Source organism: Polaromonas sp. CG_23.6, from assembly GCF_029892315.1.
In the GTDB taxonomy this organism is placed as follows: Bacteria; Pseudomonadota; Gammaproteobacteria; order Burkholderiales; family Burkholderiaceae_C; genus Polaromonas.
Map to the genome: position 1 here is coordinate 394,023 of NZ_JARXUY010000001.1, position 23,541 is coordinate 417,563.

The following is a 23,541-nucleotide window of genomic DNA, read 5'->3' on the forward strand; positions in this document are numbered from 1 at the left end:
CTCCAGGATGAATAACGGGGCGGCAACAGATCCCGCCGCTCTACAAGGTTTTTGTAAGCATCACGACCAGCGTGTTTTTATTGATGGAGCGGCCGCTGGTGTCCACCACGGCAGGATAGACATAGCTCGACTTCTTGTCCGCGCCCACCAGCGCGCCCGACAAGGCCAGGCCATTGCCCAGGTCATAGCTGGCGCCCACGCTGTAGTCCATGTAGTCAGGCAGGCTGGCCGAATTCACGCCGCTCTTGAAGTTGGTAAAGCCCAGGGAAGCCTTCAGGGTGACTTTGGGCAGGAGTTCCTGGGCATAGGCCAGGTTGAAATAGCCGGTCCCGCGTCCATCGCCGATCAGGAATTCCTTGCCAATGCCGAAATAGCCCTTGGAAACCGTATGCGAATACTTGGCACTGACCGGTCCGTAACCGGCCCCCAGGTAAACCTCGGTCGTGTTGGCGCCGCTGGCGCCGGGGTAGAGATAGGTCAGGGCGCCGACATCCATGGCCAGCGGCCCGGCATTGAATTTATAACCGCCGTAAATATCGATTTCAATGTGGTTGCTCGGGTTTGACGGCAGGTACTTGGTCCAGTTCACCGTCGAGTTCCAGTTGCCAAGGTAAAAACCGCTGTCAAATGCGTAATCCACACCGCCTTGCAGGGCAGGCTTGAAAGCCTTGGTCTTCGACTGATCCTGGTCCTGTCCCCGGAATTTGTAGTTGCTGGCCAGCGCGAGGTTGAATGACAACGGCGATGCAGCAGGCTCGGTAGGTGCGGCGCTTTGGGCAAAGGCGGCGCCGGACAGCATCAAAGACATGCAACAAGCCAGGGGAACAGTGATTGGATTCATGACAACTCCGGGATTTTTAAAAAATGGATGAATTGCTTTAGCAGGGACCGTGCCAGCTACTTTTTTCCTCGCCTGCAAGCACTTGGCCGATTGCAACCGCTACCGGTTACGCTAGAGGATTACAAGATGTTACGCACCGTTTTGATGCGTCCAATGCGCACAACTTTGATGCATAAATAAGAAAGCAACCGAATGAGCCTGTCTTTAGTGCACAGCCGTGCCTTGTTGGGACTTGAAGCGCGTCCGGTGTGCGTTGAAGTGCACCTGGCCAACGGCCTGCCGAGTTTCACACTGGTCGGACTGGCCGATACCGAGGTCAAGGAGGCGCGCGAGCGGGTGCGCTCGGCCATCCAGAATGCCGGGCTGGAGTTTCCGGGCAACAAGCGCATCACGGTGAACCTGGCGCCCGCCGACCTGCCCAAGGACTCGGGCCGGTTCGATTTGCCGATTGCACTCGGCATATTGGCTGCCAGCGGCCAGATCGATGCGCGCAAGCTGGCGGGCTATGAGTTTGCCGGTGAGCTGTCGCTGGGCGGTGATCTGCGGCCGGTACGCGGCTCCCTGGCCATGAGTCTGGCGATTGCCCGGCCGCCGCACGGCGCGCCGCAACCCCTGCCCCGGCTGGTGCTGCCAGAAGGCAGCGCGCAGGAAGCCGCGCTGGTGCCGCAGGCCGAGGTCTACCGCGCGCAGCATCTGCTTGACGTGGTCAGGCAGTTCTTGCCGGGCGATGCCGTTCCCGAAGCAAGCGACGGCTGGACGCGCGCAGCTTCAAGCGCGCCTTCGCGGCAGCCCGCCTATCCCGACCTGGCCGATGTCAAGGGACAGGCCGCCGCCCGCCGGGCACTGGAAATCGCGGCGGCCGGCGGACACAGCATCTTGATGGTGGGCGCGCCGGGTTCGGGTAAGTCCATGCTGGCGCAGCGCTTTGCCGGCCTGCTGCCCGCCATGACCACCGACGAAGCGCTGGAAACCGCCGCTGTCGCCTCGCTGGGCGGGCGCTTCACGCTGGACCACTGGGCCGTGCGGCCGACCTGCGCGCCGCACCACACGGCCAGCGCGGTGGCGCTGGTGGGCGGCGGCTCGCCACCGCGCCCGGGTGAAATCTCGCTGGCGCACCGGGGCGTGCTGTTCCTTGACGAACTTCCGGAGTTTCCCCGTGCCGCGCTCGAGGCACTGCGCGAACCCCTGGAGTCGGGCCACATCACGATTTCGCGTGCTGCGCAGCGCGCGGAATTCCCGGCGCGCTTTCAACTGATTGCCGCGATGAACCCCTGCCCCTGCGGCTACCTGGGCTCCAGCCTGCGCGCCTGCCGCTGCTCGCCCGAAGGCATTGCACGCTACCAGGGCAAGCTCAGCGGACCGCTGCTTGACCGGATCGACCTGCATGTGGAGGTCGGCAGCCTTACCGCCGATGAACTGGTGAACGCGCCGCCGGGCGAATTCACCGAGGCCGTGCGCAGTCGGGTGGTCAAGGCCCGGGACCGCGCAATGGACCGGCAGGGCAGCGCCAACCAGGCGCTCGAAGGCCAGGCCATCGACGTCCAGTGCCAGCTGGACCCGGCTGCTGCCAGGTTCCTCAATGTGGCAGCAACGCGGCTGGGCTGGTCGGGCCGGGGCATTCACCGCTGCCTGAAGGTGGCGCGCACCATTGCCGACCTGGCCAGTGCCAAAACAGTGCAGGTCACGCATGTCGCCGAGGCGGTGCAATATCGACGCGTCCTGAAGGCAGCGCACTGAAGCACAAGGCTCCAGGATCAGGAATCCCGGCTTTTAGTCAAGTTTGAAGCATGATCAAAACTCATCAATGGAGTTATTTTTAGTAATTTAAGCAAGAAAATAAAATTTATTTTCTTGCTTGCAAACACTCTCAAAAAAACGCCTCTCTTGCTGAAATCACTTTTTCAGGGACAACACCGCAGCGGTTTTCCGGAGCCCGGGTTACCCATCAACACAAAAGCTTGCCGGCAATCAGTGTTTACAAAAAAATCTTCTTTTGCTACTATTTTTATAGCTAACAAGCCAATGCTTTATTGCGCAAAAGGCAATACTTAGCAAAAAAATAATTGTTCAGGCCTGTCTTTTTTTGTTATGAAAATATTACGCAGCTGCGGTTGTCGTAAGGACCGAGGCTATTTGAAATGGTTGTGAACGCAATGTAGCTTCCCTACAATTAATTTCTAATTGAGAGGAAACTTTGAGCATTGATGAAGCTGGCGGTATCCATATCTGGACAGCGCGCCCCAAGGATATTGAGCCGGCTCAATGGCCACAATTGACTGCGTGGCTTGGTGCACCGGAGCTTCTTTGTGCAGCAAAATTTCGGCACGATGAAGATCGCCGCGCCTACATCCTGGCGCATGCATTGCGGTGCCTGGCCGTGGCGACCCTATTGGGCGTGCCGTCCATGTCCCTTGCATTTTCCAGCGAAGCCAGCGGAAAACCTCTCCTGACAGTTCCGCCAGACCAGGCCATCTACTTCAGCCATACCTACGGCCGCACACTGGTGGTGTGTGCCGTCACGCGCATCGGCGAGGTCGGTATTGATGCCGAACCCCTCCAACAGGGCAACGCCGACATGGCGCTGCTGCGCGGCCTGATAGCGCTGCCCGATGCGCAGCAACGCCAGGCGGCGCCGGGGAGCGACAGCACGCAGCAGTTTTTCTTCTACTGGACGCTGCTTGAGGCGTACTGGAAATCCAAGGGAAGGGGACTGTCGTTTGACCATCCAGCGCTGCATTGCCAGCCAACACCCCAAGGCTGGTTTGAGGTTTCCACATCGCAGGCAGGCCTTGGCGGGCACGGCTGCCGCGGCGAACGCACATGGGCCATGGCAGTACAGGGGCCTTCCGACTGCGTGATCATGCTGGCCGTGACAGCAAGCCTTGCCCATGCAGCAAACAATGCGCTCCGACTGGTCCACCACACACCGGTCTTTGAACCGGTCCTTGCGACGCAGCACGGCCGCCTTCAAAAGCCGCGCCCGTTGCACCGGCTTTACCCGCCTGACGCGCCAGCCAGCGCTGCATCAAGCATGCAAGCGGCCACCTGCGTCAGCGCATGAAAGGAATGAGTATGAAAAGCCATCGGGCCAGCGCCCTGTTTGCAGGCCATGAAAGCCTGCTGATTCACTGTGCCGAGGCTTGGCTCAATGCCGGTCATGCGGTGCATGCCGTCGTCAGCACCGAGCCAGCCATCGTTCAGTGGGCGCGCACGCGCGGGGTTTCGGCCTTTGCCGATGAGGCGTCGCTGATGCAGCAGTCGGGGCAGACGTTCGATTACCTTTTTTGCCTGGACAAGCCGTGCAACGTATCGCGCGATTTGATGGCGCAGGCGCAAGCACTGGCCATCACGTTTCACGACGCACCACTGCCGCAGCACGCGGGCTGGCATGCGCCGGCGTGGGCGCTGATGGCGCAGGAAAGGTCGTATGGCGTTACCTGGCACGAAATGACGCCTCTGGGCGAAGGCCGCATCGTGCGCCAGGCACACTTTGCCATTCCGCCGGGCGAAACGACACTGGGCTTGCAGGCGCGCTGCTACGAAGCGGGCCTGCAAAGCTTTGAAGCCCTGGCCGATGCGATTGGACGCAACGACCTTGTCTTGGGCGAAGCATTGCCCGCCAGCCCTTGCGTTGACCGCCAGCAGCGTCCGCCCACACTGGGCACGCTTGATTTTTCACGCCCGGCCGCAGAACTGGCGGCGCTCGTCGCCGCGCTCGACTTTGGCCCTCACCCCCATTTCTCCAACCCGGTGGCCCGCGCCAAGCTTTACTTGGGCGATAAAACACTGCTGATAAACACGGCGTGCGCCCTGCCCGTCGCCGAGTCCTCCGGCGCGGCACCCGGCACGGTGCTGCAGGCCGATGCAGACAGCGTTCGGGTGGCCACGGCAAACGGCGACATCGTGCTGTGCGGGTTCACTGCGCCCTGGGGCACTGCACCTGGCCACGGCCTGCTGTCAGGCATGGCGCTGCCCTTGCTCGACAGCGTGACATGCGCCAAGCTGGCCGCCTGCGCCCCTGAAATTGGCCAGGGTGAACACTTCTGGCAACAGGCCTTGCGCACGCTGGCGCCCGTGGAACTGCCTTATCCGCAAAAAACAGGCGTGCTGCAGTTCGCTTCAGTGCCATTGCGGCAACTGGCGCGCGTGCCCCTTGCACTGCCAGCGCGCGGCGCGGCAACAGTGGCCGGTTTTTTCGGCTGGCTATCAGCCCTGACCGCGCAGCAGCGCATTTCCATGCTGTACGGTGACAGCACGCTGCAAGCCAGCGCCCAGGGGCTGGAATACTGGCTGTCGCCCTGGGTACCGCTGACGCTGGACACCGCGCCCGATCGGTCGGCACAGCAAGTCGCAGAACACGCGCAGGCACAGATTGACCAGATGCACCGGGCCGGTGCCTGCCCGCGCGACCTGCCGGCGCGGCTTGGCGGCACGCCGGAGGCCGGCGAACGCTGGAGCAAACTGGGAATCAGTCTGGAAGGCGCTGCCGTGCCGCCCGGGGCCGAACTGATCCTAATGAGCGAAGCGTCCGGTCAGCAGCTCGAACTCGTCGGCGACACGGCTGTTTTTTCAAGCGAAACCCTGGAAGCGATGGCCAGCCATCTGGCGGTTTACCTTCAGGCGTTTGAAGGTGCCGACCCGATCGCGGCGATTGCCCTGACACCTGACGTTGATACGGCTTCACTGGCGCACCTGAACGCGACCGCCACACCGTATGACACTGCATTGGGCATTCACGAAGCCATTGCCGCACAGGTGGCCCGCACGCCGCTCAGCACCGCCGTGTCCTTCCGGGGCCAGACCCTGAGCTACGACGCACTCCACGCGCAGGCCAGCGCGCTGGCAGAACGCCTGCGGCTGAGCGGTGTGCGCCCGGGCGACGTCATCGGCCTGTGCCTGGATCGCGGCCCTGACATGGTCGTTGGCATGCTAGCCATCCTGCAGACCGGCGCGGCCTACCTGCCGCTGGACCCGGACTACCCGCACGACCGCCTGCTGTACATGATCGAGGATTCCGGCGCGCCGCTGGTGCTTTCCAACCGCGCCGTCACTGCCCGGCTGCACCTTCCGCCGGAAAAGGTGTTCCTGCTGGATAAAGCTGAAGCCGGGGCGGGCTTCGCGCCAGTCCTGACGCGAAGCCCGGCGCCAGAGAAGGCGCGGCGCGCGGCTTACCTGATCTACACCTCCGGCTCAACCGGCCGCCCCAAGGGCGTGGTGGTCACGCACCAGAACGCGCTCAATTTTTTCGCCGGCCTGAACGCGCGTATTCCGCATGCGCCACCCGGCCGCTGGCTGGCCGTGACCAGCGTGTGCTTTGACATTTCGGTGGTTGAGTTGCTCTGGACATTGACGCACGGCTTTGCCATCGAGCTGCATTCCAACACCCTGCCCTACCTGTCGGTGGCCGACGCCCTGCGTCAAGGCCAGGTCACGCACCTGCAATGCACCCCGTCCATGGCCTCGATGCTGGTGTCGGACACTGCCGGACGCCAGGCGCTCTACGGCCTGGCGGTGCTGATGGTCGGCGGCGAAGCGCTGTCGATGAAACTCGCCCAGGAGTTGCGGGCGCTGGTGCCGGGGGCTTTTTTCAATATGTACGGTCCGACCGAAACCACCGTCTGGTCCACCGCCTGCGACCTGGCGACGCTGGACGACCTGGTGCCGCTGGGCCAGCCGATTGCCAACACGCAACTCTCGATCCGCACGCCGCGCGGCGCCGAATGCCCGGCGCTGGTGGCCGGCGAGTTGCTGATCGGCGGCGACGGCGTGTCCGACGGTTACTGGCAGCGGCCCGAGCTCAACGCCGAGCGCTTCCTGGAGGACAACGGCGCACGCTGGTACCGCACCGGCGACCTGGTGCGCCGCCATCCCGACGGCACGCTGGAGTTCCTCGGCCGCATCGACCACCAGGTGAAGATTCGCGGCCACCGCATCGAGCTCGGCGAGATCGAAAGCGTGCTGCTGCGCCAGCCTGGCGTGAAAGAAGCAGTGGTCATCGCCCGCGAAGATGCCGCCGGTGACTGGAGCCTGGCCGCTTACGTGACGCCGCAGGCGGACACGTTGCTCGACACCGACCAACTGCGCCGTGGCGTGGCCGAAAAGCTGCCCGACATCATGGTGCCCAAGGCCATCGCGGCGCTACGCGCATTTCCGCTGACGCCCAATGGCAAGGTGGACCGGCGCGCCTTGCTGCCAGCACGGTCACCGACCGCCGATGCGGGCGGGCTGCCGCAAAGCCGGTTTGAAAAAGCCATTGCCGCTGCTTGGGAGCCGATCCTCGGGCAGTCCGGCGTGCGCACCGGCGACAGTTTTTTTGATCTTGGCGGCAGTTTGTTCTTGGCCGTGCAGGTGCAGCGCCGGTTGCAGGAAACCTGCGGCCTCAACGTCCCGTTGGCTGACATGATGCGTTTTCCGGTCCTCGGCGAACTGGCCGGGCAGCTCGATGCCAGCGTGCCCGGCCAGTTCGCCGCAGCCATGCTGCACAACGGGATTGCCGCCGGTGCCGCCTTGGCACTGGCGTTGCCTGATGCCAGCCCGGTGGCGCAGGCAGTGCCAGTGCGTTCCTCCATCGAATCTGGCATTGCTCGGATGTGGCGCGAGTTGCTGGACATGCAGGACATCGCGCCCGAGGATGACTTTTTCGCGCTCGGTGGCCATTCGCTCACGGCCGTGCGCCTGTTCGCCCAGATTCGCAGTCAATTCGCCGTTGACCTGCCCTTGGCCACCCTGTTTCAGGCTTCGACCCTTGCAGGCTTTACGGCCATCGTCGCCAAGGCCTGCGAGATTTCGATGGCGCACATGCAGGCGGCAGCCAGCGCATCCGGCGCGCTGGCGCCTGCCGTGCCCAAGTGGTCTCCGCTGGTGGCCATTTGCCAGGGACAAGCAGACCAGCCCCCGCTTTTTTGCATTCATGCCGCCGGTGGAAACGTGATCAATTTCAAGCGCCTGGCAACCGAGCTGGGGCCGGCACAACCCTTCTATGGGCTGCAGGCCCAAGGCGTTGACGGCCACCGTCCCGCACTGGCGACCATTCAGGCCATGGCCGCGCAATATGTCGAGGCCATCCGTTCCGTAGATCCTCACGGTCCGTATTGGCTTCTCGGCTATTCCGCGGGCGGCGTGATTGCCTTCGAGATGGCACAGCAGCTCAGGCAGGCCGGCGCGGAGGTGGCGCTCCTGGGGATGATCGACACGCTGTCGCCAGAGGCGGCAGAGCGCAACATCTCATTTTTGAGAAGACTGTGGCTGATGCGGAACTGGTCTCTGAAGTTCATCAGGGAACGCTCCGAGCGCCGCCGCCAGACAAAACTCCTTGAAGAAAATCTTGCGTTGAAGCTGGGAGAATTTTCCCCCGGCGAACCCGTGACGCAAGACCTTATCGGGCATCACCTGTACCACCACTTCTTTGTGGCCCTCAAGCTCTACAGGCCCAAGCCCTACCCTGGGCCGATGGTTCTTTTCAAGGGCGCGTCCCATCTGGCCGAAATGCCTTATTTGAACGCCGGACAAAGCCTGGGCTGGGAAAAGCACATCCAGGGCGGCATTCGCCCGGTCACCATCGTCAGCCATCACGCCTCGATGATGGAGGAGCCCGGTGTGCTGCAACTGGCCCAGGCGCTGCAGCGGGAACTGGCCCGTACCGTCGATGCGCAGGCTGGAGCGCGGACGCGGATCAGATTGCAAGCCGGGCCGTTGCCGGCCTGAAGAAGCGCCCGCCCGGACGCGGCCCGCGCTTCAAAGATTGGGCGCCAGCAGGCGTTGCAGGTCTTCGGCCCGCGCGCCACGTCGCTGCGCCAGATCGTGCAGCTGGTCGTCGCCGATCTTGCCAACGCTGAAGTAACTGCTTTGCGGGTGGCTCAGGTAAAACCCGCTGACGCTGGCGGCGGGCGTCATCGCCAGGCTTTCCGTCAGCGCCATGCCGATGTCGGCGCATTGCAGCAACTCGAACATCTCTTTTTTTGCGCTGTGGTCCGGGCAGGCCGGGTAGCCGGGCGCCGGGCGGATGCCCTGGTATTGCTCGGCGAGCATCGCGTCCTTGTCGAGCGCTTCGGCGGGCACATAGCCCCAGAGGTCCTTGCGCACCCGCTGGTGCAGCGCCTCGGCAAAAGCCTCGGCCAGCCGGTCGGCCAGCGACTTGAACATGATGGACGAGTAGTCGTCGTGGTCGTCGAGGAAATACTTGTCCTTCTTCTCGGCGCCCAGCCCGGCGGTGACGGCAAAAATACCGATGTAATCGGCGATTTTTGAGCCATTTTGGCCGTTTGCGCATGTCTGGCTTGCACGAGCAGCTATTAATTCAGGAGTAAGCACCTTGGGCGCGACAAAGTCGGCCAGGCAGCGGCTGGGGCGCATCACGCCGTCAACGGCTGTTTTCTCGGTCTGCTGGCGCAGGCCGTACCAGGTCATGGCGACTTCGCTGCGCGTCTCGTCGGTGTAGATCTCGATGTCGTCGCCGACGCTGTTGGCGGGATACAAACCCATCACGCCACTGGCGGTGAGCCAGCGTCCCTCGATCAGCCGCTTGAGCATGCGCTTGGCGTCGGCATAGACGCGCACGGCCTCGGTGCCCACCACCTCGTCCTTCAGAATCGCCGGGAACGGCCCGGCCAGGTCCCAGGTCTGGAAGAACGGTCCCCAATCAATGAACTCGGCGAGTTCGGCCAGGTCGAAATTCTTGAAGACGCGCCGGCCGATAAATTTGGGCATGGGCGGCGTGTAGCTCGCCCAGTCCATCGCCGTGGCATTGGCCCGCGCCTTGGCCAGCGGCCACATCGGCACCTGCTTCTTGCTGGCGTGCTGGATGCGCACCTTCTCGTAGTCGGCGTTCAGCTCGGCGATGTACTTGGCGGCGTTGTCAGACAGCAGGCTTTGCGCCACGCTGACGCTGCGCGAGGCGTCGGGCACGTACACCACCGGGCCTTCATAATGCGGCGAAATCTTCACCGCCGTGTGCACGCGGCTGCAGGTGGCGCCGCCAATCAGCAGCGGAATGTTGTTGAGGCGGAAATGGTCGTCTTTTTGCATCTCGCTGGCGACGTACTGCATTTCCTCCAGACTCGGCGTGATCAGTCCGGACAGGCCGACGATGTCGGCGCCTTCGGCCTTGGCCAGCGCCAGAATCTCGTGGCACGGCACCATCACGCCCATGTTGACAACCTCGAAGTTGTTGCACTGCAGCACCACGGTGACGATGTTCTTGCCGATGTCGTGCACGTCGCCCTTGACGGTGGCGATGATGATCTTGCCCTTGGTCTTCACGTCGCCGCCGGCGGCCTGCAGCACCAGCTTTTCAGCCTCGATGTAGGGCAGCAGGTGCGCCACGGCCTGCTTCATCACCCGGGCGCTCTTGACCACCTGCGGCAGGAACATCTTGCCCTGGCCGAACAGGTCGCCGACCACGTTCATGCCGTCCATCAGCGGGCCTTCGATGACATGCAGCGGCCGCCCGTTTTCGGCAAGGATGGTCTGGTACATCTCCTCGGTGTCTTCGGTGATGAATTCGTTGTTGCCATGCACCAGCGCGTGCGACAGGCGGGCGCGAATCGGCAGCGCGCGCCATTCGTACTTCTTGCTCTCGTCGCGCGCACCGCTCTTGGCCGTTTCAGCCACTTCAATCAGGCGCTCGCCGGGTGTGAGGTGTTCCTCGCCTTCCTTGTAGAGCGGCTGGCGGTTCAGCACCACGTCTTCGACGCGCTCGCGCAGCACCGGCTCCAGGTCGTCATAGACACCCATCATGCCGGCGTTGACAATGCCCATGTCCATGCCGGCCTGGATCGCGTGGTACAAAAATACCGTGTGGATGGCTTCGCGCACCGGGTCGTTGCCGCGAAAGCTGAACGACACGTTTGACACGCCGCCCGAGACCTTGGCACCGGGCAAATTGGTTTTGATCCAGCGGGTGGCGTTGATGAAGTCAACCGCGTAGTTGTTGTGTTCGTCAATGCCGGTGGCAATGGCGAAGATGTTGGGGTCGAAAATGATGTCTTCGGGCGGAAAACCGATCTCGTCCACCAGCAGCCGGTAGGCGCGCTCGCAAATGGTGATTTTTCGCTCGTAGGTGTCGGCCTGCCCCTGTTCGTCAAACGCCATGACGACGGCCGCAGCGCCGTAGCGCTTGAGCAGTTTCGCCTGCTGCTTGAAGGCGTCCACGCCCTCCTTCATCGAAATCGAGTTGACGATGCCCTTTCCCTGGATGCAGCGCAGGCCGGCCTCGATCACGCTCCACTTGGAGCTGTCGATCATGATGGGCACGCGGGCAATGTCGGGCTCGCCGGCGATCAGGTTCAAAAACCGAACCATGGCCGCCTGGCTGTCGAGCATGGCCTCGTCCATGTTGATGTCGATGATTTGCGCGCCATTTTCGACCTGCTGGCGCGCCACCGCCAGCGCCGCTTCAAAGTCGCCGTTCAGGATCATGCGGGCGAAGGCCTTGGAGCCGGTGACGTTGGTACGCTCACCAATGTTGACGAACAGGGAATCCGGTCCGACAGTGACCGGCTCCAGGCCGGAAAGCTTCATGGGCGGGACGTTCGGAACGGGTGGGGCGACTGGCGGGATAGATTGAATTGCGGACATGGCTCACCTTGGAACAAAGGTGAGCGTCGTTGCCAAAAAGAGCGTTTTGCGCCCTGTTGACCCAAGCCTGACGAAACGGTGTTTCGCTGCAACGCTCCTTGAGTTAAGCTCGATTTTAAGCACCAATGCCGGCAGGCCGGTTTCAAGCCATCAAATTCCACCGGGTCGACCCATGACAAGCACCTTCCTTAGAAAAAAAAGCTTCCCGTCGATCAGTCCGCCGCATGACGCTACCGAAGGTTCGGAAACGGCCGACCTGGCGGCCCGCTTGCTGGTGGCGCCCACCGCATTGATGCAACTGACGATGCCAGAGGCGCGCACGGTGGTGCGCTACATGCAGCCGCAAATTGTGTCCAAGGACACTGTCTTTATCCGCGAAGGTGATGTTCTTGACACCGGATTCCTGATGCTCCTGCTCGATGGCGAAGTGACGGTGGAAACACAGGTGGTCAGCCGTGCCGAGCCCATCGTCATCACCTTGCTGGGCCCGGGCAGCCTGATTGGCGAACTCGGCATGTTCGACGGCCTGCCCCGCTACGCAAGCTGTGTTGCGGCCACGCAGTTGCGCTGCGCGATCCTCACCCGCGCAGGACTGAGCCGCCTGATGGAGGAAAACCCGGGCATTGCCGCCAAACTGCTGCTGGCCGTGTCGCTGCGCATCGGAGCGCGCCTGCGCGAAGTGACCGACAAGCTCAAGATGTATGTCCAGCTGACGCAGGCAATGGAGCAAGAGATCGGTTCGCGGCCCGAGGCCTGAACGGTCGTGCGCCACAAAGGCGCCCGAAGGCTCGTCCTGACCCTGCTTTCAGGCCGTTTCGGCGTAGAAGACACCGCGCTGCAGCTTGCGTCCACCCACCAGCGCCACCGACTGGGCAATCGCCGCGATGTGCTCGGGCGTGGTGCCGCAGCAGCCGCCCACGATATTGACCAGTCCTTCGGCGGCAAACTCGTGCAGCAGGCGCGAGGTCACGTCGGGCGTTTCGTCAAAACCGGTGTCGCTCATCGGATTGGGCAGCCCGGCGTTCGGGTAGCAGCTGATGAAGGTGTCGGGCGCGGCCTTGGCCAGTTCCTGGATATAGGGACGCATCAGCGCCGCGCCCAACGCGCAATTCAGGCCCACGGCCAGCGGCTCGGCATGGCGCACGCTGTGCCAGAAGGCCGTCACCGTCTGGCCGCTCAAAATCCGGCCTGACGCATCGGTCACCGTGCCGCTGATGATCAGCGGCAGGCGTTCACCGGAGTTGTCGAAGTACTCGTCGATGGCAAACAATGCCGCCTTGGCATTGAGCGTGTCGAAAATCGTCTCGACCATCAGCACGTCGCTGCCGCCCTTGACCAGCGCCTCGGTCTGCTCGTAGTAAGCCTTGCGCAGTTCTTCGAAACTGGTGTTGCGCGCGCCCGCGTCGTTCACATCGGGGCTGATGCTGGCGGTCTTGGGCGTGGGGCCCAGCGTGCCGACGACAAAGCGCGGCTTGTCCGGCGTTGAAAACTTGTCGCACGCCACCCGGGCAATGCGGGCCGATTCGTAGTTCATCTCGACCGCCAACTCGGCCATGTCGTAGTCGGCCTGGGCCACGGTGGTCGCGCCAAAGGTGTTGGTCTCGATCAGGTCGGCACCGGCGGCCAGGTAGCCTTCATGGATGTCGCGGATCACGTCCGGGCGCGTGAGACTCAGCAACTCGTTGTTGCCCTTGACGTCACGGTGAAACGCCTTGAAACGCTCGCCCGACCCACCGGGGCCGGCGTAGCCTTCCCCCCGGTACTGCGCTTCACTCAGCTTGAAGCGCTGGATCATGGTGCCCATCGCACCGTCAAGAATCAAAATGCGTTGCGCCAAAAGGGCGGGGAGTTGTGCGGCGCGGGTGTAGGGTATCGGCTTCATGGCGTGCATTCTAGGACGCGGTTCATGGCCGTTGACTTTCCCTGACAATACGGCAGTTGCCTGCTGGCGTTTGCTGAAGACCGTGCTGAACCGGCAACCGGCCCGAACAAGGGGACGCAAGCCTGCCGGCAAACGCTGCGAAGCGCTGATTAGAAAAATAGTGATTAAATAGGGTCTTTGCGCCCGTGTGCCTTTCGCAAGCAGCTATTTTTTTCATAGCAATCCGGATTTCACACCGCCAACTTGTACGTACCGAACTTGTCATCATTGCCTACTTCTTCCTCCCAGCCCACGCCGCTGGACGTGCTTGGCCAGGTCTTTGGCTACAGCGACTTTCGCGGGCCGCAGCAAGCCATCGTGCAACACGTCGTGCAGGGCGGCGACGCGCTGGTGTTGATGCCGACCGGCGGCGGCAAGTCGCTGTGCTACCAGATTCCGGCCATCGTGCGGCAAAACGCCGGGCACGGCGTGACCATCGTGATTTCACCGCTGATTGCGCTGATGCACGACCAGGTCGGCGCGCTGACGGAAGCCGGCGTGTCGGCGGCCTTCCTCAATTCGACGCAGACCTACGAGGAAAGCAGCGCGCTGGAAAAGCAGCTGCTGGCAAACAAGCTAACGCTGCTCTACGCCGCGCCCGAGCGCATCAACACGCCACGCATGAAGGGCCTGCTGGCCTCGCTGCACGAGCGCGGGTTGCTGAGCCTGTTTGCCATTGACGAGGCGCATTGCGTGAGCCAGTGGGGCCACGACTTCCGGCCCGAATACCGCAGTTTGAGCCTGCTGCACGAATCCTTTCCCGACGTGCCGCGCATGGCGCTGACGGCGACGGCCGACCACCTGACGCGCCAGGACATGGTCGAGCGGCTCAAGCTCGAAGAGGCGCGCGCGTTTGTCAGCAGCTTTGACCGGCCCAACATTCGCTACACCATCGTGGAAAAAGTCGACGCGACGCGTCAGCTGCTTCGCTTCATCCAGTCCGAGCACGACGGCGAGGCGGGCATCGTCTATTGCCAGTCGCGCAAACGCGTGGAAGAAATCGCCAGCATGCTGGAGGCCGCCGGCATCAAGGCGATGGCCTACCACGCCGGGCTGGACGCCAAGCTGCGCCAGCAGCGCCAGGACCGGTTTTTGCGCGAGGACGGCATGGTGATGGTGGCGACGATTGCCTTTGGCATGGGCATCGACAAGCCCGATGTGCGCTTCGTCGCGCACCTGGACATGCCGAAAAACATCGAAGGCTACTACCAGGAAACCGGCCGGGCCGGGCGCGATGGCTTGCCGGCCGACGCCTGGATGGTCTATGGCCTGCAGGACGTGGTGAACCAGCGCCGCATGATCGACACCAGTGAAGTCGCCAGCGAAGAATTCAAGGCCGTGATGCGCGGCAAGCTCGATGCGCTCTTGACACTGGCCGAAGGCACGCGCTGCCGGCGCGTCAGCCTGCTGGGCTACTTTGGCGAGCCAAGTTCGCCCTGTGGCAATTGCGACAACTGTTTGAATCCGCCCGCTGTTTGGGACGCGACCGAGGCGGCGCGCAAGATGCTCAGCTGCATCTACCGCGTGCAGCAAGCCAGCGGCATCAGCTTTGGCGCCGGCCACATCATGGACATCCTGCGCGGCAAGCCGACCGAAAAAGTCGTGCAGTACGGCCATGACCAACTCAGCACCTTCGGCATCGGTGCCGACCTGGCCGAGCCGCAATGGCGCGGTGTGCTGCGCCAGCTGATCGCCAGCAACCTGGTGCGCGTCAACGCCGAAGCCTTCAACACGCTGCTGCTGCTGCCCGATGCACGCCAGGTGCTCAAGGGCGAAGTCAGCGTGCTGCTGCGCCAGCAGGCCGTCAGCGCCAAAGCCGAGCGACCCAGACGCGGCAGCAAAACGCCGGCGAAGAAAACATCGGCCAAGGGCATGGCCGAAGCCACGCTGAACGCCGGCGCTCTGGAACGGCTGGCACGCCTGAAATCCTGGCGCGCCGACGTGGCACGTGAGCACAACTTGCCGGCCTTTGTGATTTTTCACGACGCCACGCTGCGCGCCATTGCCGAGCAGGCACCCAAAAGCCTGCGTGACCTGGAAGGCATCAGTGGCATGGGCGTGAAGAAGCTGCAGGCGTATGGGGCCGAGGTGCTGCGGGTGTGTGGCGAAGAGGGTTGACAAACTCCACGCGTGGCTTTGCTGGGGCCGATCCGGTGGCCCTAATCAAAATTTACAATTAAAGTGACTCGGGCGCAATGCAGGCAAGCGATATAAGCTATGAATTATGTAGCAATTATCAACGCATGAACCCTATCGAGCGCCCTTCCCGCACCTCGGGCTTGATGCGGTGTTCAGCTTCGAGTTGCGCAAGGAATTCTTCGGCGGACAGTTCTGTTTCCAGAATCACCCCCTGCCGCTTGACCGCTGCAAAGTCGCCGGGGCACAGCTGTGTCAACAGGGCGAGTCTTTTTTGCAGCGGCGGCGTGAGCAAGGAAACATCGCCTGCCAGCGCTTCCGTCACGAACATCGTTTCGCGCTGCTCGCGCGTTAGCGGCATGAACCTGATCTTGAAGGTAAAGCGCCGCAACGCCGCCTGGTCCAGGCTTTCCAGCAGGTTGGTGGTGCAGATGAAAATACCGGCATAGCGCTCCATGCCCTGCAGCATCTCGTTGACCTCGGTGACCTCATAAGTGCGCTGGGCGCCGCGCCGGTCCTGCAGAAAGCTGTCGGCCTCGTCCAGCAGCAGCACGGCTTTTTCATTCTCGGCTTCGCGGAACATGGCGGCCATGGCCTGCTCGGTTTCGCCGACGTACTTGCTCATCAGGTCGCTGGCCTGCTTGATCAGCAGCGGCTGCTCCAGCGCCTGGGCGATGTGCTCGGCCAACGCGGTCTTGCCGGTGCCGGGCGGGCCGTAGAAGCACAGGCTGCCGTGGCCCCGGCTTTTCAGCGCCTGCACGATGCGCGCAATCTCGAACCGCGACTCGACGTTGAGCATTGCCAGGTCATAGGTCGTCACGTTGCGCCGGCTTGAGGCTTCGGCCTTGTTGCCCAACGCCACGTCGGCGTTTTTCAGCTGGCGTTCGATCAGCGACTCCATCAATGACGGCCAGCCGCCCGCCAGGATGGCCTGCAATCCGGCGCCATCGACCTGCGCGTCCATGGTTTTTTCAGGCGCGCTGGCCAGCCGGGCAAAGCGCACCGCCGTGCGGATTTGCGCCGGCGTCAGGCCTTTGCGGGCAGTGAGCCTGGCGATGAAAGCATCGCTGACCTGCACGCCTTCGAGCGTTTTGCGGACAATGCCTTCGCGCGCGCCGGGGGGCGGCGAACGTAGTTCCAGGTGGTAAGCAAAGCGGCGGCGAAACGCCGGGTCGATCTGCTCGATGCGGTTGGTCACCCACAGCGTGGGCACGGGGTTCGATTCGAGAATCTGGTTGACCCAGGCCTTGCCGCTGACCGAATGGCTGCCGGGCGCGCTCAACTGCTCGGAGCGTGCCATCAGTTGTGCGGCTTCGCTGGAAATGGGTGGAAACACGTCTTCCACCTCATCGAACAGCAGCGCCGAATGCATGCTGCCCTTGAGGAACACCTGGGCAATCTGCAGCGAGCGGTAGCGGTCGCGCCCGCTCAGGGAGTTGCCATCGCGGTCGGCATATTCGACCTCGAACAAATCCAGTCCGGCAGCCTGCGCCACCACCTTGGCCAGCTCGGTCTTGCCGGTGCCGGGCGGGCCATAGAGCAACACATTCACGCCCTGCTCTTTGGCGGCCACCGCATGGCGCAGCAGCGACACCAGCACTTGCGCGTCTTCTTCGACAAACGCAAAGTCGGCCAGCCCCAGTTGGCTGCGGGTCGCCGGCCGGGTAAAAACCGCCATCAACTCGCCGTGGTCGCGGTATTTGCGCATCAGGACCGGCGGCAGTTTTTCGCTGACCTTCATCAGGTCGGCCAGGTCGGTGATGTTGTGTTCGGAAATCAGGTTCTCGACCATGCCGATGCGTTCCAGCCGCGAGCCGGGCCGCAGCGCCTCGGCCACTTCGGGCGCCTTGACGCCGGCGACATCGGCAATCGCCGCATGGGCTTCGGGCGCGTTGTTGACCTTGAACTCGACCAGAAGCGAGCGCAGGTCGCGCTGGTAGCGCGCCAGCGTGCCGTAGAGCAGCAACGCGCGCTCGGCGCGGTTGAGCTGCAGCAAACTGGCCAGCGACTCGATGTTTTTCTCGACCAGCGTCGACTGCTTTTTCAGTGCCAGCGTCAGCCAGTCGCCGGTGGCGCTGAGCACCGACAGCAGGTCCTTGGGCTGGTCCTTGGCATGCTCGTCAAGGTAGAAGAACAGCGTGCCTTCTTCATACGGGCCGCGCCAGACGCCATGGCGCGCCATGAACTCGGCATCGCTCAGGGCTTCATGGTCTTGCCAGAACTCGTTGCCCTTGCAGCGGCGGCCCAGGAATTCACGCAGCCGCTGAAATGCCGGCAAGGGCCAGACCAGGTGCCGGCCAGACAAGGACAGCAGGCTGGTCAGGTCGCGCCGCACATTGAACTTGGCGCCCTGGCGCGCGGCCAGGGTGAGCACGAAATGCGAGCACATCAGGTCCAGCACCGGCGCGTCTTTCAGCCCGGGGGACAACAGCCACTGCTGCGGATGCTCGACAAGTGAACGCTTGTTCATGGACAGACTCCAGTTTCCAACGGTATCGCCAACTCCCCCACGCCAGGTTTTTATTTATGTACAGAAGCTTCACCATAACGCATGCAGACGCCGCATGGAAGACACTACTTCAATAGTGGCGCCTGACCATTTCTGCTGTATGCGCTTTAAAGGCACTGAAAATGCCTGCCACCCGCTTCAAGCCGTGTTTTAAAAGGAAATCCATGCTCAGCCTGACCGATATCGAACAAGCCGCCCAGCGCCTGCATGGCCATTTGCTGAACACGCCCTGCGTCGAGTCGCGCACGCTGTCGCAGCTCACCGGCGCGCAAATCTACCTGAAATTTGAAAATTTGCAGTACACCGCGTCGTTCAAGGAACGCGGCGCCTGCAACAAGCTGGCGCAGCTCAGCGACGCCGAGCGCCAGCGCGGCGTGATTGCCATGAGCGCGGGCAACCATGCGCAGGGTGTGGCCTACCATGCGCAGCGGCTGGGCATTCGCGCGGTCATCGTGATGCCGCGTTTCACGCCGGGCGTGAAGATCGAGCGCACCCGGGGCTTTGGCGCCGAGGTGGTGCTGCACGGCGACACGCTGGATGCATCGCGCGCCCATGCGCTGGAGATGGCCGAACGCGAAGGCCTGGTGTTTGTCCACCCCTACGACGATGAAGCCGTCATTGCCGGCCAGGGCACGGTGGGGCTGGAAATGCTGCATGCCGTGCCCGACCTCGAAGTGCTGGTGATTGCCGTGGGCGGCGGCGGGCTGATTGCCGGCATGGCCACGGCGGCCAAGGCGCTGAAGCCGGGCATTGAAGTCATCGGCGTGCAAACGTCGCGCTTTCCCGGCATGGTCAACGCCATCAAGGGCACGCACCATCCGCAGGGCAGCAGCACGATTGCCGACGGCATTGCCGTGGGCACGCCGGGCGTGATCACGCAGGCCATCATTGCCCGGCGCGTCGATGACCTGTTGCTGGTAGACGAAGGCGACATCGAGCAGGCCATGGTGATGCTGCTGGAAATTGAAAAAACCCTGGTCGAGGGCGCAGGCGCGGCTGGACTGGCGGCACTGCTGAAATACCCGGCGCGCTTTGCCGGCCTGAAGGTCGGGCTGGTGCTGTGCGGCGGCAACATCGACCCGCTGCTGCTGGCGGCCATCATCGAGCGCGGCATGGTGCGCGCCGGGCGGCTGGCGCGTCTTCGTGTCAGCGCGCGCGATGTCCCCGGCTCGCTCGCCAAAATCACCGCCACGGTCGCCGACGCCGGCGCCAACATTGAGGAAGTGCACCACCAGCGCGCCTTCACCATGCTGGCAGCGCTGAACGTCGAGATCGAGCTGGTGGTGCAGACGCGCGGCCGGCCGCACATCGAGCAGGTGCTGCAGGCTTTGCGGGCGGCCGGCTTCGAGGCCGAAGAGCAGCACTGAGCCGATGGGCCATTGCGCCTTCGTTTTACCCCGTCAACCTGATTCAAGGTAACAACTCAGTCCCTAGAGGGCTTTTCATTTTTTCTGGCATTGCGGACTTGATCCGACATCCAGGACCCGCCGTGAGTGGAGATGGATCCCGGGTCAAGCCCGGGATGACAGAAGCGGCAAGGAACAGTACAGGCTCTTGTCATTGCACGTCACCTGAAAATCGACCCAAGTCGTTGCAATTTTGGCATCAAAAAGGGCTCTTGCTCACGACTGGCTTGCGTATTAAGCTATTTATTCAGTAGCAAAAACTGTAGTCTATCCTGCGTGCCATGACCAAAGGCCAGGGTCGATTTCGCGCAACCGGCGGTCAGCGCAGATGCTTGGACAGCTTGGCGGCAAACAACGCCGGAATGCCGACACTGCGCCGGCCTGCAATGACGTCGAACGCATCGCCGGCTCGCAGCGTTCCAGGCGTTTGCACCGCCAGGTAAAAGCCGCAAAAGCCGCTTTGCGCCATCAGTTTTGAAGCCCGCGCAAAGCCCATCGCCGCATTGAATTTGTAGCAAGGCTCGCGCGGCAGCGTCACGCGCAGTTCGCAGTTGGGAAACTTCAGCACGTCGCCGGCCCAGACGCCGGTTTCGAGCAAGCCTTCAAGCGTCAGGTTTTCGCCCAGGCTGCCAGGCGGCAGGCTGTCGTCGATGGCGTCAAGGCCGGCTTCGCGCCGAGCCGCCTGCCAGAAAGCGTAATGCTCCGACGGATAGGCATACACGGCTTTTTCCAGTCCGCCGTGAACCGACAGATCCGCCTGCTCGTCGCCCATCAACCCGAGCGGCAGCACCGGCACGGCGCCCGCCACCGGCTGCTTGCCGTAGGCGCTCAAGATGCTGCGCTCGCCGACCCTGATGCGGCGGGCCGACCCCACCTGAACCGAAACAACCTGCGGCATGGCGCGCAAGTCAGTTCCAGCCAATGACATCAAAGCCTTTTTCGCTCAGGCAGCGCTGCACAAAACTGCGGTAAACGCCATTGGGCCGGTCGTTGTGGAATGCGCCCGACACCGCGCCGGCCGAGCCGCCCACGGCAGCGCCCGTCGCGCCGGCGCGCAGCATGCCTTCGCCGCCCCGCCCGGTGATCAGTGCCCCGATGGCCGACGCTACACCAGCCACCGCGGCCCCTTCGCCGGCACGGCGGCCCACTTCGTTGCTGTTTTGCGACGGACTCAAACCCGATGCCTGGGCGCGCGACAGGCAGGCGTTCACTTCTATCCGGCCCTGCGCTTCACCCACGCGGTTGAGCGTGGCATTCGGGTAGAGCACGGGCGTGGCCGAAGCGCTGCTGGGGCCGCTGCTGGCACAACCGGCCAGTCCCAGCACCAGCGCGGCACTGGCGGTGAGCGCAAAAAGGCGGCTTGAATAATTCATGAAAGGGTGTGCGGACGTCTGCATGTCGCAAGCGTAGCGCAATTGCACAAGGCCGCAATAAACCCCCGGGCATGCCAAGAAGGTAAACTTGCAACAGTTTCCCCAAGCATTCCAGGAGCCCCCATGACCCCAGAACACACCACCAACGCCGCCCACAGCAGCCCGACACCCGCGCAAGAGATGGACGCGGTCGAAGCCATCGTTCCGATGATTCCTTTCGTGCTGCCCATCGTCGGCGGCGTGCTGATTTTCCTGCTGGCCTTCATCGCCGTGTTCATGGCTTGATCTGGCCTTGCGGCTGCCACGCCTTCTGAAAAAGTCCGCCGCGTGCGGATTTTTTTTCGCAGGCAAGAAGTGCAGCGGTGCAAAAACCCAAGCCAAAACAGTCATCACCTCCGGAACTACAAACACCGGCAACCATTCAAAGGGCCCGCATGCTGCCTCCGCAAGCGATCGTTTTAGAAGCACAAAGCCTGGTCTTCAGCCATTCGCCCGCAGCCACGCCGCCGCTGTTTGACCGCCTGTCTTTTGTGATTCCGCCCGGGGTGACGTGGCTCGGCGGCGACGAAGGCAGCGGAAAAACCACCCTGCTCCAGTTATTGGCCGGCGCCCTGCCAGGGAGCGCGGTGCAAGGCCAGCTTCAACTCCACGGCGTTCGCCTGGCGCAAGACCCGGCTGCCTACCGACGGCAAGTCGCCTGGCTGGACCCGCGCGATGACGCTCGCGATGCCCAGACCGCCCGCGCGATTTTTGCCGGCATGCCGGCGCACCACGCTGGCTGGAACGCGGCCGCGCTGCAGGCGCACCTGGTCGGGCTGAGCCTGGCGCCGCATCTGGACAAGGCGCTTTACATGATGTCCAGCGGCACCCGGCGCAAGGTGCTGATCGCTGCTGCACTGGCGGCCAGCGCGCCGCTGACCCTGCTCGACCAGCCCTTCATGGCGCTGGACCGTCCCTCCATCGACTATTTGCTGCAGGTGCTGCAACACGCCAGCCGGAACAGCGACCGGGCCTGGGTGGTGGCGGATTACGAAGCGCCTGCAGACGTGACGCTGGCCAGCGTGATTGCGCTGCGCGCCTGACAGCGAAATTCAAGCCAAATCGGCCATTTGCGCATACTGGACAAGGGCAAGAAGCTATTTATTTCGTAGCAAAAAAAGCCGTTGTCAAGTGCGCTCGACTTCCGTGCGCATGCAAACGCGGCTGGGTCAATGCCCGCCGCTATCCGAACACCACCACGGCATGCAGCAACAGGCCGATCAACCCGCCCACCACGGTGCCGTTGATGCGGATGAACTGCAGGTCGCGGCCCACGTTGAGTTCGAGCTGGCGCACCAGCTGCTCGTCGTCCCAGGCTTTGACCGTCTGGGCGATGTGCGTGGTGACGGTGGCGCGCAAATCGGTCGCCAGGTTTTCGGCGGCGCCCAGCAGATGCTCGTTGACCGAATCGCGCAGGGGGGTGTCGCTTTCCAGCCGGTGGCCGATGGCGCGCAGGCCGCGCTCTGCATAGTTGGCAACTGTCGAATTGTCACGGCCCAGGTCATCGTGCAGCAACTGCTTGATGTCGCGCCACAGTGACGCCGCATACGCTTGCACGGCCGGATCGGTGATGGCTTTTTCCTTCAATTGCTGCACCGAGGCAATCAGTTCGGGGTCGGTGCGCAGCCGCTGGACAAAGGCCGTCAGCCACGCTTCGTACTGCAACCGCACCGGGTGATCGCGCTGGGCCAGCACGTCGCGCAGCTCGTCCAGCATCGAAGCGCTGAGCTTGTCGGCCAGGTTGTCGGCCAGCTCGGACACGTTGGCCACCATTTCGAGCGTGCCGATGATCTTGGGCCACTCCTTGCGGGCATGCTTGAGCATCAGTTGCGCCACCTTGGCCTTGACCTCGTCCTGCAACAAATACCCCGACAGCTTGTGCAGGCCGGCTTCGAGCAGTTCGTGGTGGCGGCCGTTCTGGGTGAGCAGGCCCAGTACGTCACCGGCGGTGGGCGCGGCATTCCAGCGGTGCAGCTGCGCCACGACCAGCTCCAGCGCGGCTTTTTGCAGGCGCTGGTCGTCAAAGGTTTCCAGCAGGCCGCGCGCCCAGCCTTGCGCCTGCCGAACCCAGAACGGCAGGCGTTCCGGGTCAACCAGCCACTGGCCCAAGCGGCGCGCCGGATCGAGTGCGGCGATTTTGGCCAGAATCGTCGCCGGGTCCAGGAAATGGTCGCGAACGAATTCGGCCAGGCCGTCGGCAATGCGGTCCTTGGCTTTCGGAATGATGGCGGTGTGCGGAATCTTCAGGCCCAGCGGATGACGAAACAGCGCCACCACGGCAAACCAGTCGGCCACTGCGCCTATGGCCGATGCCTCGCAAAAAGCCCGCAGCCAGCCCCAGCCGCCTTGTCCGCCCATGGCGTGCGCCAGCACCAGCCCGCACAAGGCCAGCAGCAGCAAGGACACGGCTATTAACTTCATGCGCTGGAGCGGCGCAGCGCGTGGATGGGGCGAGGCGGGCAGGTTCATGGGCAAGCGCTCAGAGGAAAACGTTGGCATGACGATCACAGCGCTGCATCGGCGAGAACACGCGAACATGCAACAGTCATTTTTACTACTTTTTTCATAGCTGCTCCAGACCCTCTGTGTTGGCCTGGATACCTTTTTAACTTGAAAATCGCTACCTTGGCATCATTCATTCATCAAGGCTGGGCACCGGCATGATGACACCGATTGACGGGGTGCAAAAGATAACGACACAACAATAAGTCACATATAAATATAAAAATTACAGTTTCATC

General features: G+C 62.9%; 15 protein-coding genes and 1 riboswitch. Of the genes, 8 read left to right on the forward strand and 7 right to left on the reverse strand.

The window, feature by feature from the left end:
* Positions 1–40: 40 nt before the first annotated feature.
* Positions 41–808 carry a TorF family putative porin gene (locus H4V98_RS02005; protein WP_196862686.1) on the reverse strand — a complete coding sequence of 256 codons (768 nt, stop codon included), beginning with the start codon at positions 806–808 and terminating at the stop codon, positions 41–43.
* Between the two features lie 225 nt (positions 809–1,033).
* Between H4V98_RS02005 and H4V98_RS02010 the strand changes: the two genes are divergently transcribed.
* The 3 genes from H4V98_RS02010 to H4V98_RS02020 all read left to right on the forward strand — a co-directional run bounded on the left by H4V98_RS02010 (position 1,034) and on the right by H4V98_RS02020 (position 8,545).
* Entirely contained in the window at positions 1,034–2,578 is a 1,545-nt protein-coding gene (locus H4V98_RS02010) for a YifB family Mg chelatase-like AAA ATPase (RefSeq protein WP_196862663.1), read from the forward strand.
* 667 nt (positions 2,579–3,245) lie between these two features.
* On the forward strand, positions 3,246–3,902 hold the full coding sequence (locus H4V98_RS02015) for a 4'-phosphopantetheinyl transferase superfamily protein (protein ID WP_196862662.1): 657 nt from the start codon (positions 3,246–3,248) through the stop codon (positions 3,900–3,902).
* An 11-nt stretch (positions 3,903–3,913) separates the two neighbouring features.
* Positions 3,914–8,545, forward strand: a complete 4,632-nt coding sequence (locus H4V98_RS02020) for an amino acid adenylation domain-containing protein (RefSeq protein WP_196862661.1) — start codon at positions 3,914–3,916, stop codon at positions 8,543–8,545.
* 30 nt (positions 8,546–8,575) lie between these two features.
* On the opposite strand, the gene metH is transcribed toward H4V98_RS02020, so the two are convergent.
* Entirely contained in the window at positions 8,576–11,416 is a 2,841-nt protein-coding gene (gene metH / locus H4V98_RS02025; RefSeq protein WP_196862660.1) for a methionine synthase, read from the reverse strand.
* Positions 11,417–11,430: 14 nt separating this feature from the next.
* Positions 11,431–11,522, reverse strand: a riboswitch (S-adenosyl-L-homocysteine riboswitch).
* Between the two features lie 66 nt (positions 11,523–11,588).
* Here metH and H4V98_RS02030 point away from each other — a divergent pair.
* Entirely contained in the window at positions 11,589–12,173 is a 585-nt protein-coding gene (locus H4V98_RS02030) for a cyclic nucleotide-binding domain-containing protein (protein ID WP_196862659.1), read from the forward strand.
* A 48-nt stretch (positions 12,174–12,221) separates the two neighbouring features.
* On the opposite strand, the gene H4V98_RS02035 is transcribed toward H4V98_RS02030, so the two are convergent.
* The gene (locus tag H4V98_RS02035; RefSeq protein WP_196862658.1) at positions 12,222–13,298 is read right to left on the reverse strand and encodes a homocysteine S-methyltransferase family protein; all 1,077 of its coding nucleotides are present in this window, start codon (positions 13,296–13,298) and stop codon (positions 12,222–12,224) included.
* Between the two features lie 258 nt (positions 13,299–13,556).
* Between H4V98_RS02035 and recQ the strand changes: the two genes are divergently transcribed.
* The gene (gene recQ, locus H4V98_RS02040; protein ID WP_196862657.1) at positions 13,557–15,455 is read left to right on the forward strand and encodes a DNA helicase RecQ; all 1,899 of its coding nucleotides are present in this window, start codon (positions 13,557–13,559) and stop codon (positions 15,453–15,455) included.
* A 118-nt stretch (positions 15,456–15,573) separates the two neighbouring features.
* Here the strand turns inward: recQ and H4V98_RS02045 are convergent, their stop codons facing one another.
* Positions 15,574–17,943, reverse strand: coding sequence for an ATP-binding protein (locus H4V98_RS02045; protein ID WP_196862656.1), 2,370 nt, complete (start codon positions 17,941–17,943; stop codon positions 15,574–15,576).
* A 203-nt stretch (positions 17,944–18,146) separates the two neighbouring features.
* On the opposite strand from H4V98_RS02045, the gene H4V98_RS02050 reads away from it, so the two are divergent.
* Positions 18,147–19,349, forward strand: coding sequence for a threonine ammonia-lyase (locus H4V98_RS02050; RefSeq protein ID WP_196862655.1), 1,203 nt, complete (start codon positions 18,147–18,149; stop codon positions 19,347–19,349).
* Positions 19,350–19,707: 358 nt separating this feature from the next.
* On the opposite strand, the gene H4V98_RS02055 is transcribed toward H4V98_RS02050, so the two are convergent.
* Together H4V98_RS02055 and H4V98_RS02060 are read right to left on the reverse strand one after the other, a co-directional pair.
* Complete coding sequence (locus H4V98_RS02055) at positions 19,708–20,316, reverse strand: MOSC domain-containing protein (RefSeq protein WP_231374624.1); 609 nt, start codon at positions 20,314–20,316, stop codon at positions 19,708–19,710.
* On the reverse strand, positions 20,297–20,761 hold the full coding sequence (locus tag H4V98_RS02060; RefSeq protein ID WP_196862654.1) for a glycine zipper family protein: 465 nt from the start codon (positions 20,759–20,761) through the stop codon (positions 20,297–20,299). The genes H4V98_RS02055 and H4V98_RS02060 overlap by 20 nt, the downstream gene beginning before the upstream one ends.
* 123 nt (positions 20,762–20,884) lie before the next feature.
* Here H4V98_RS02060 and H4V98_RS02065 point away from each other — a divergent pair, with 123 nt between their 5' ends.
* Complete coding sequence (locus H4V98_RS02065; RefSeq protein ID WP_196862653.1) at positions 20,885–21,046, forward strand: hypothetical protein; 162 nt, start codon at positions 20,885–20,887, stop codon at positions 21,044–21,046.
* Positions 21,047–21,195: 149 nt separating this feature from the next.
* Positions 21,196–21,843, forward strand: a complete 648-nt coding sequence (locus H4V98_RS02070) for an ATP-binding cassette domain-containing protein (protein ID WP_196862652.1) — start codon at positions 21,196–21,198, stop codon at positions 21,841–21,843.
* A gap of 139 nt (positions 21,844–21,982) precedes the next feature.
* Here the strand turns inward: H4V98_RS02070 and H4V98_RS02075 are convergent, their stop codons facing one another.
* Positions 21,983–23,269 (reverse strand): DUF445 domain-containing protein, encoded by a 1,287-nt coding sequence (locus tag H4V98_RS02075; RefSeq protein ID WP_196862651.1) that lies wholly within the window; start codon positions 23,267–23,269, stop codon positions 21,983–21,985.
* Positions 23,270–23,541 lie beyond the last annotated feature (272 nt).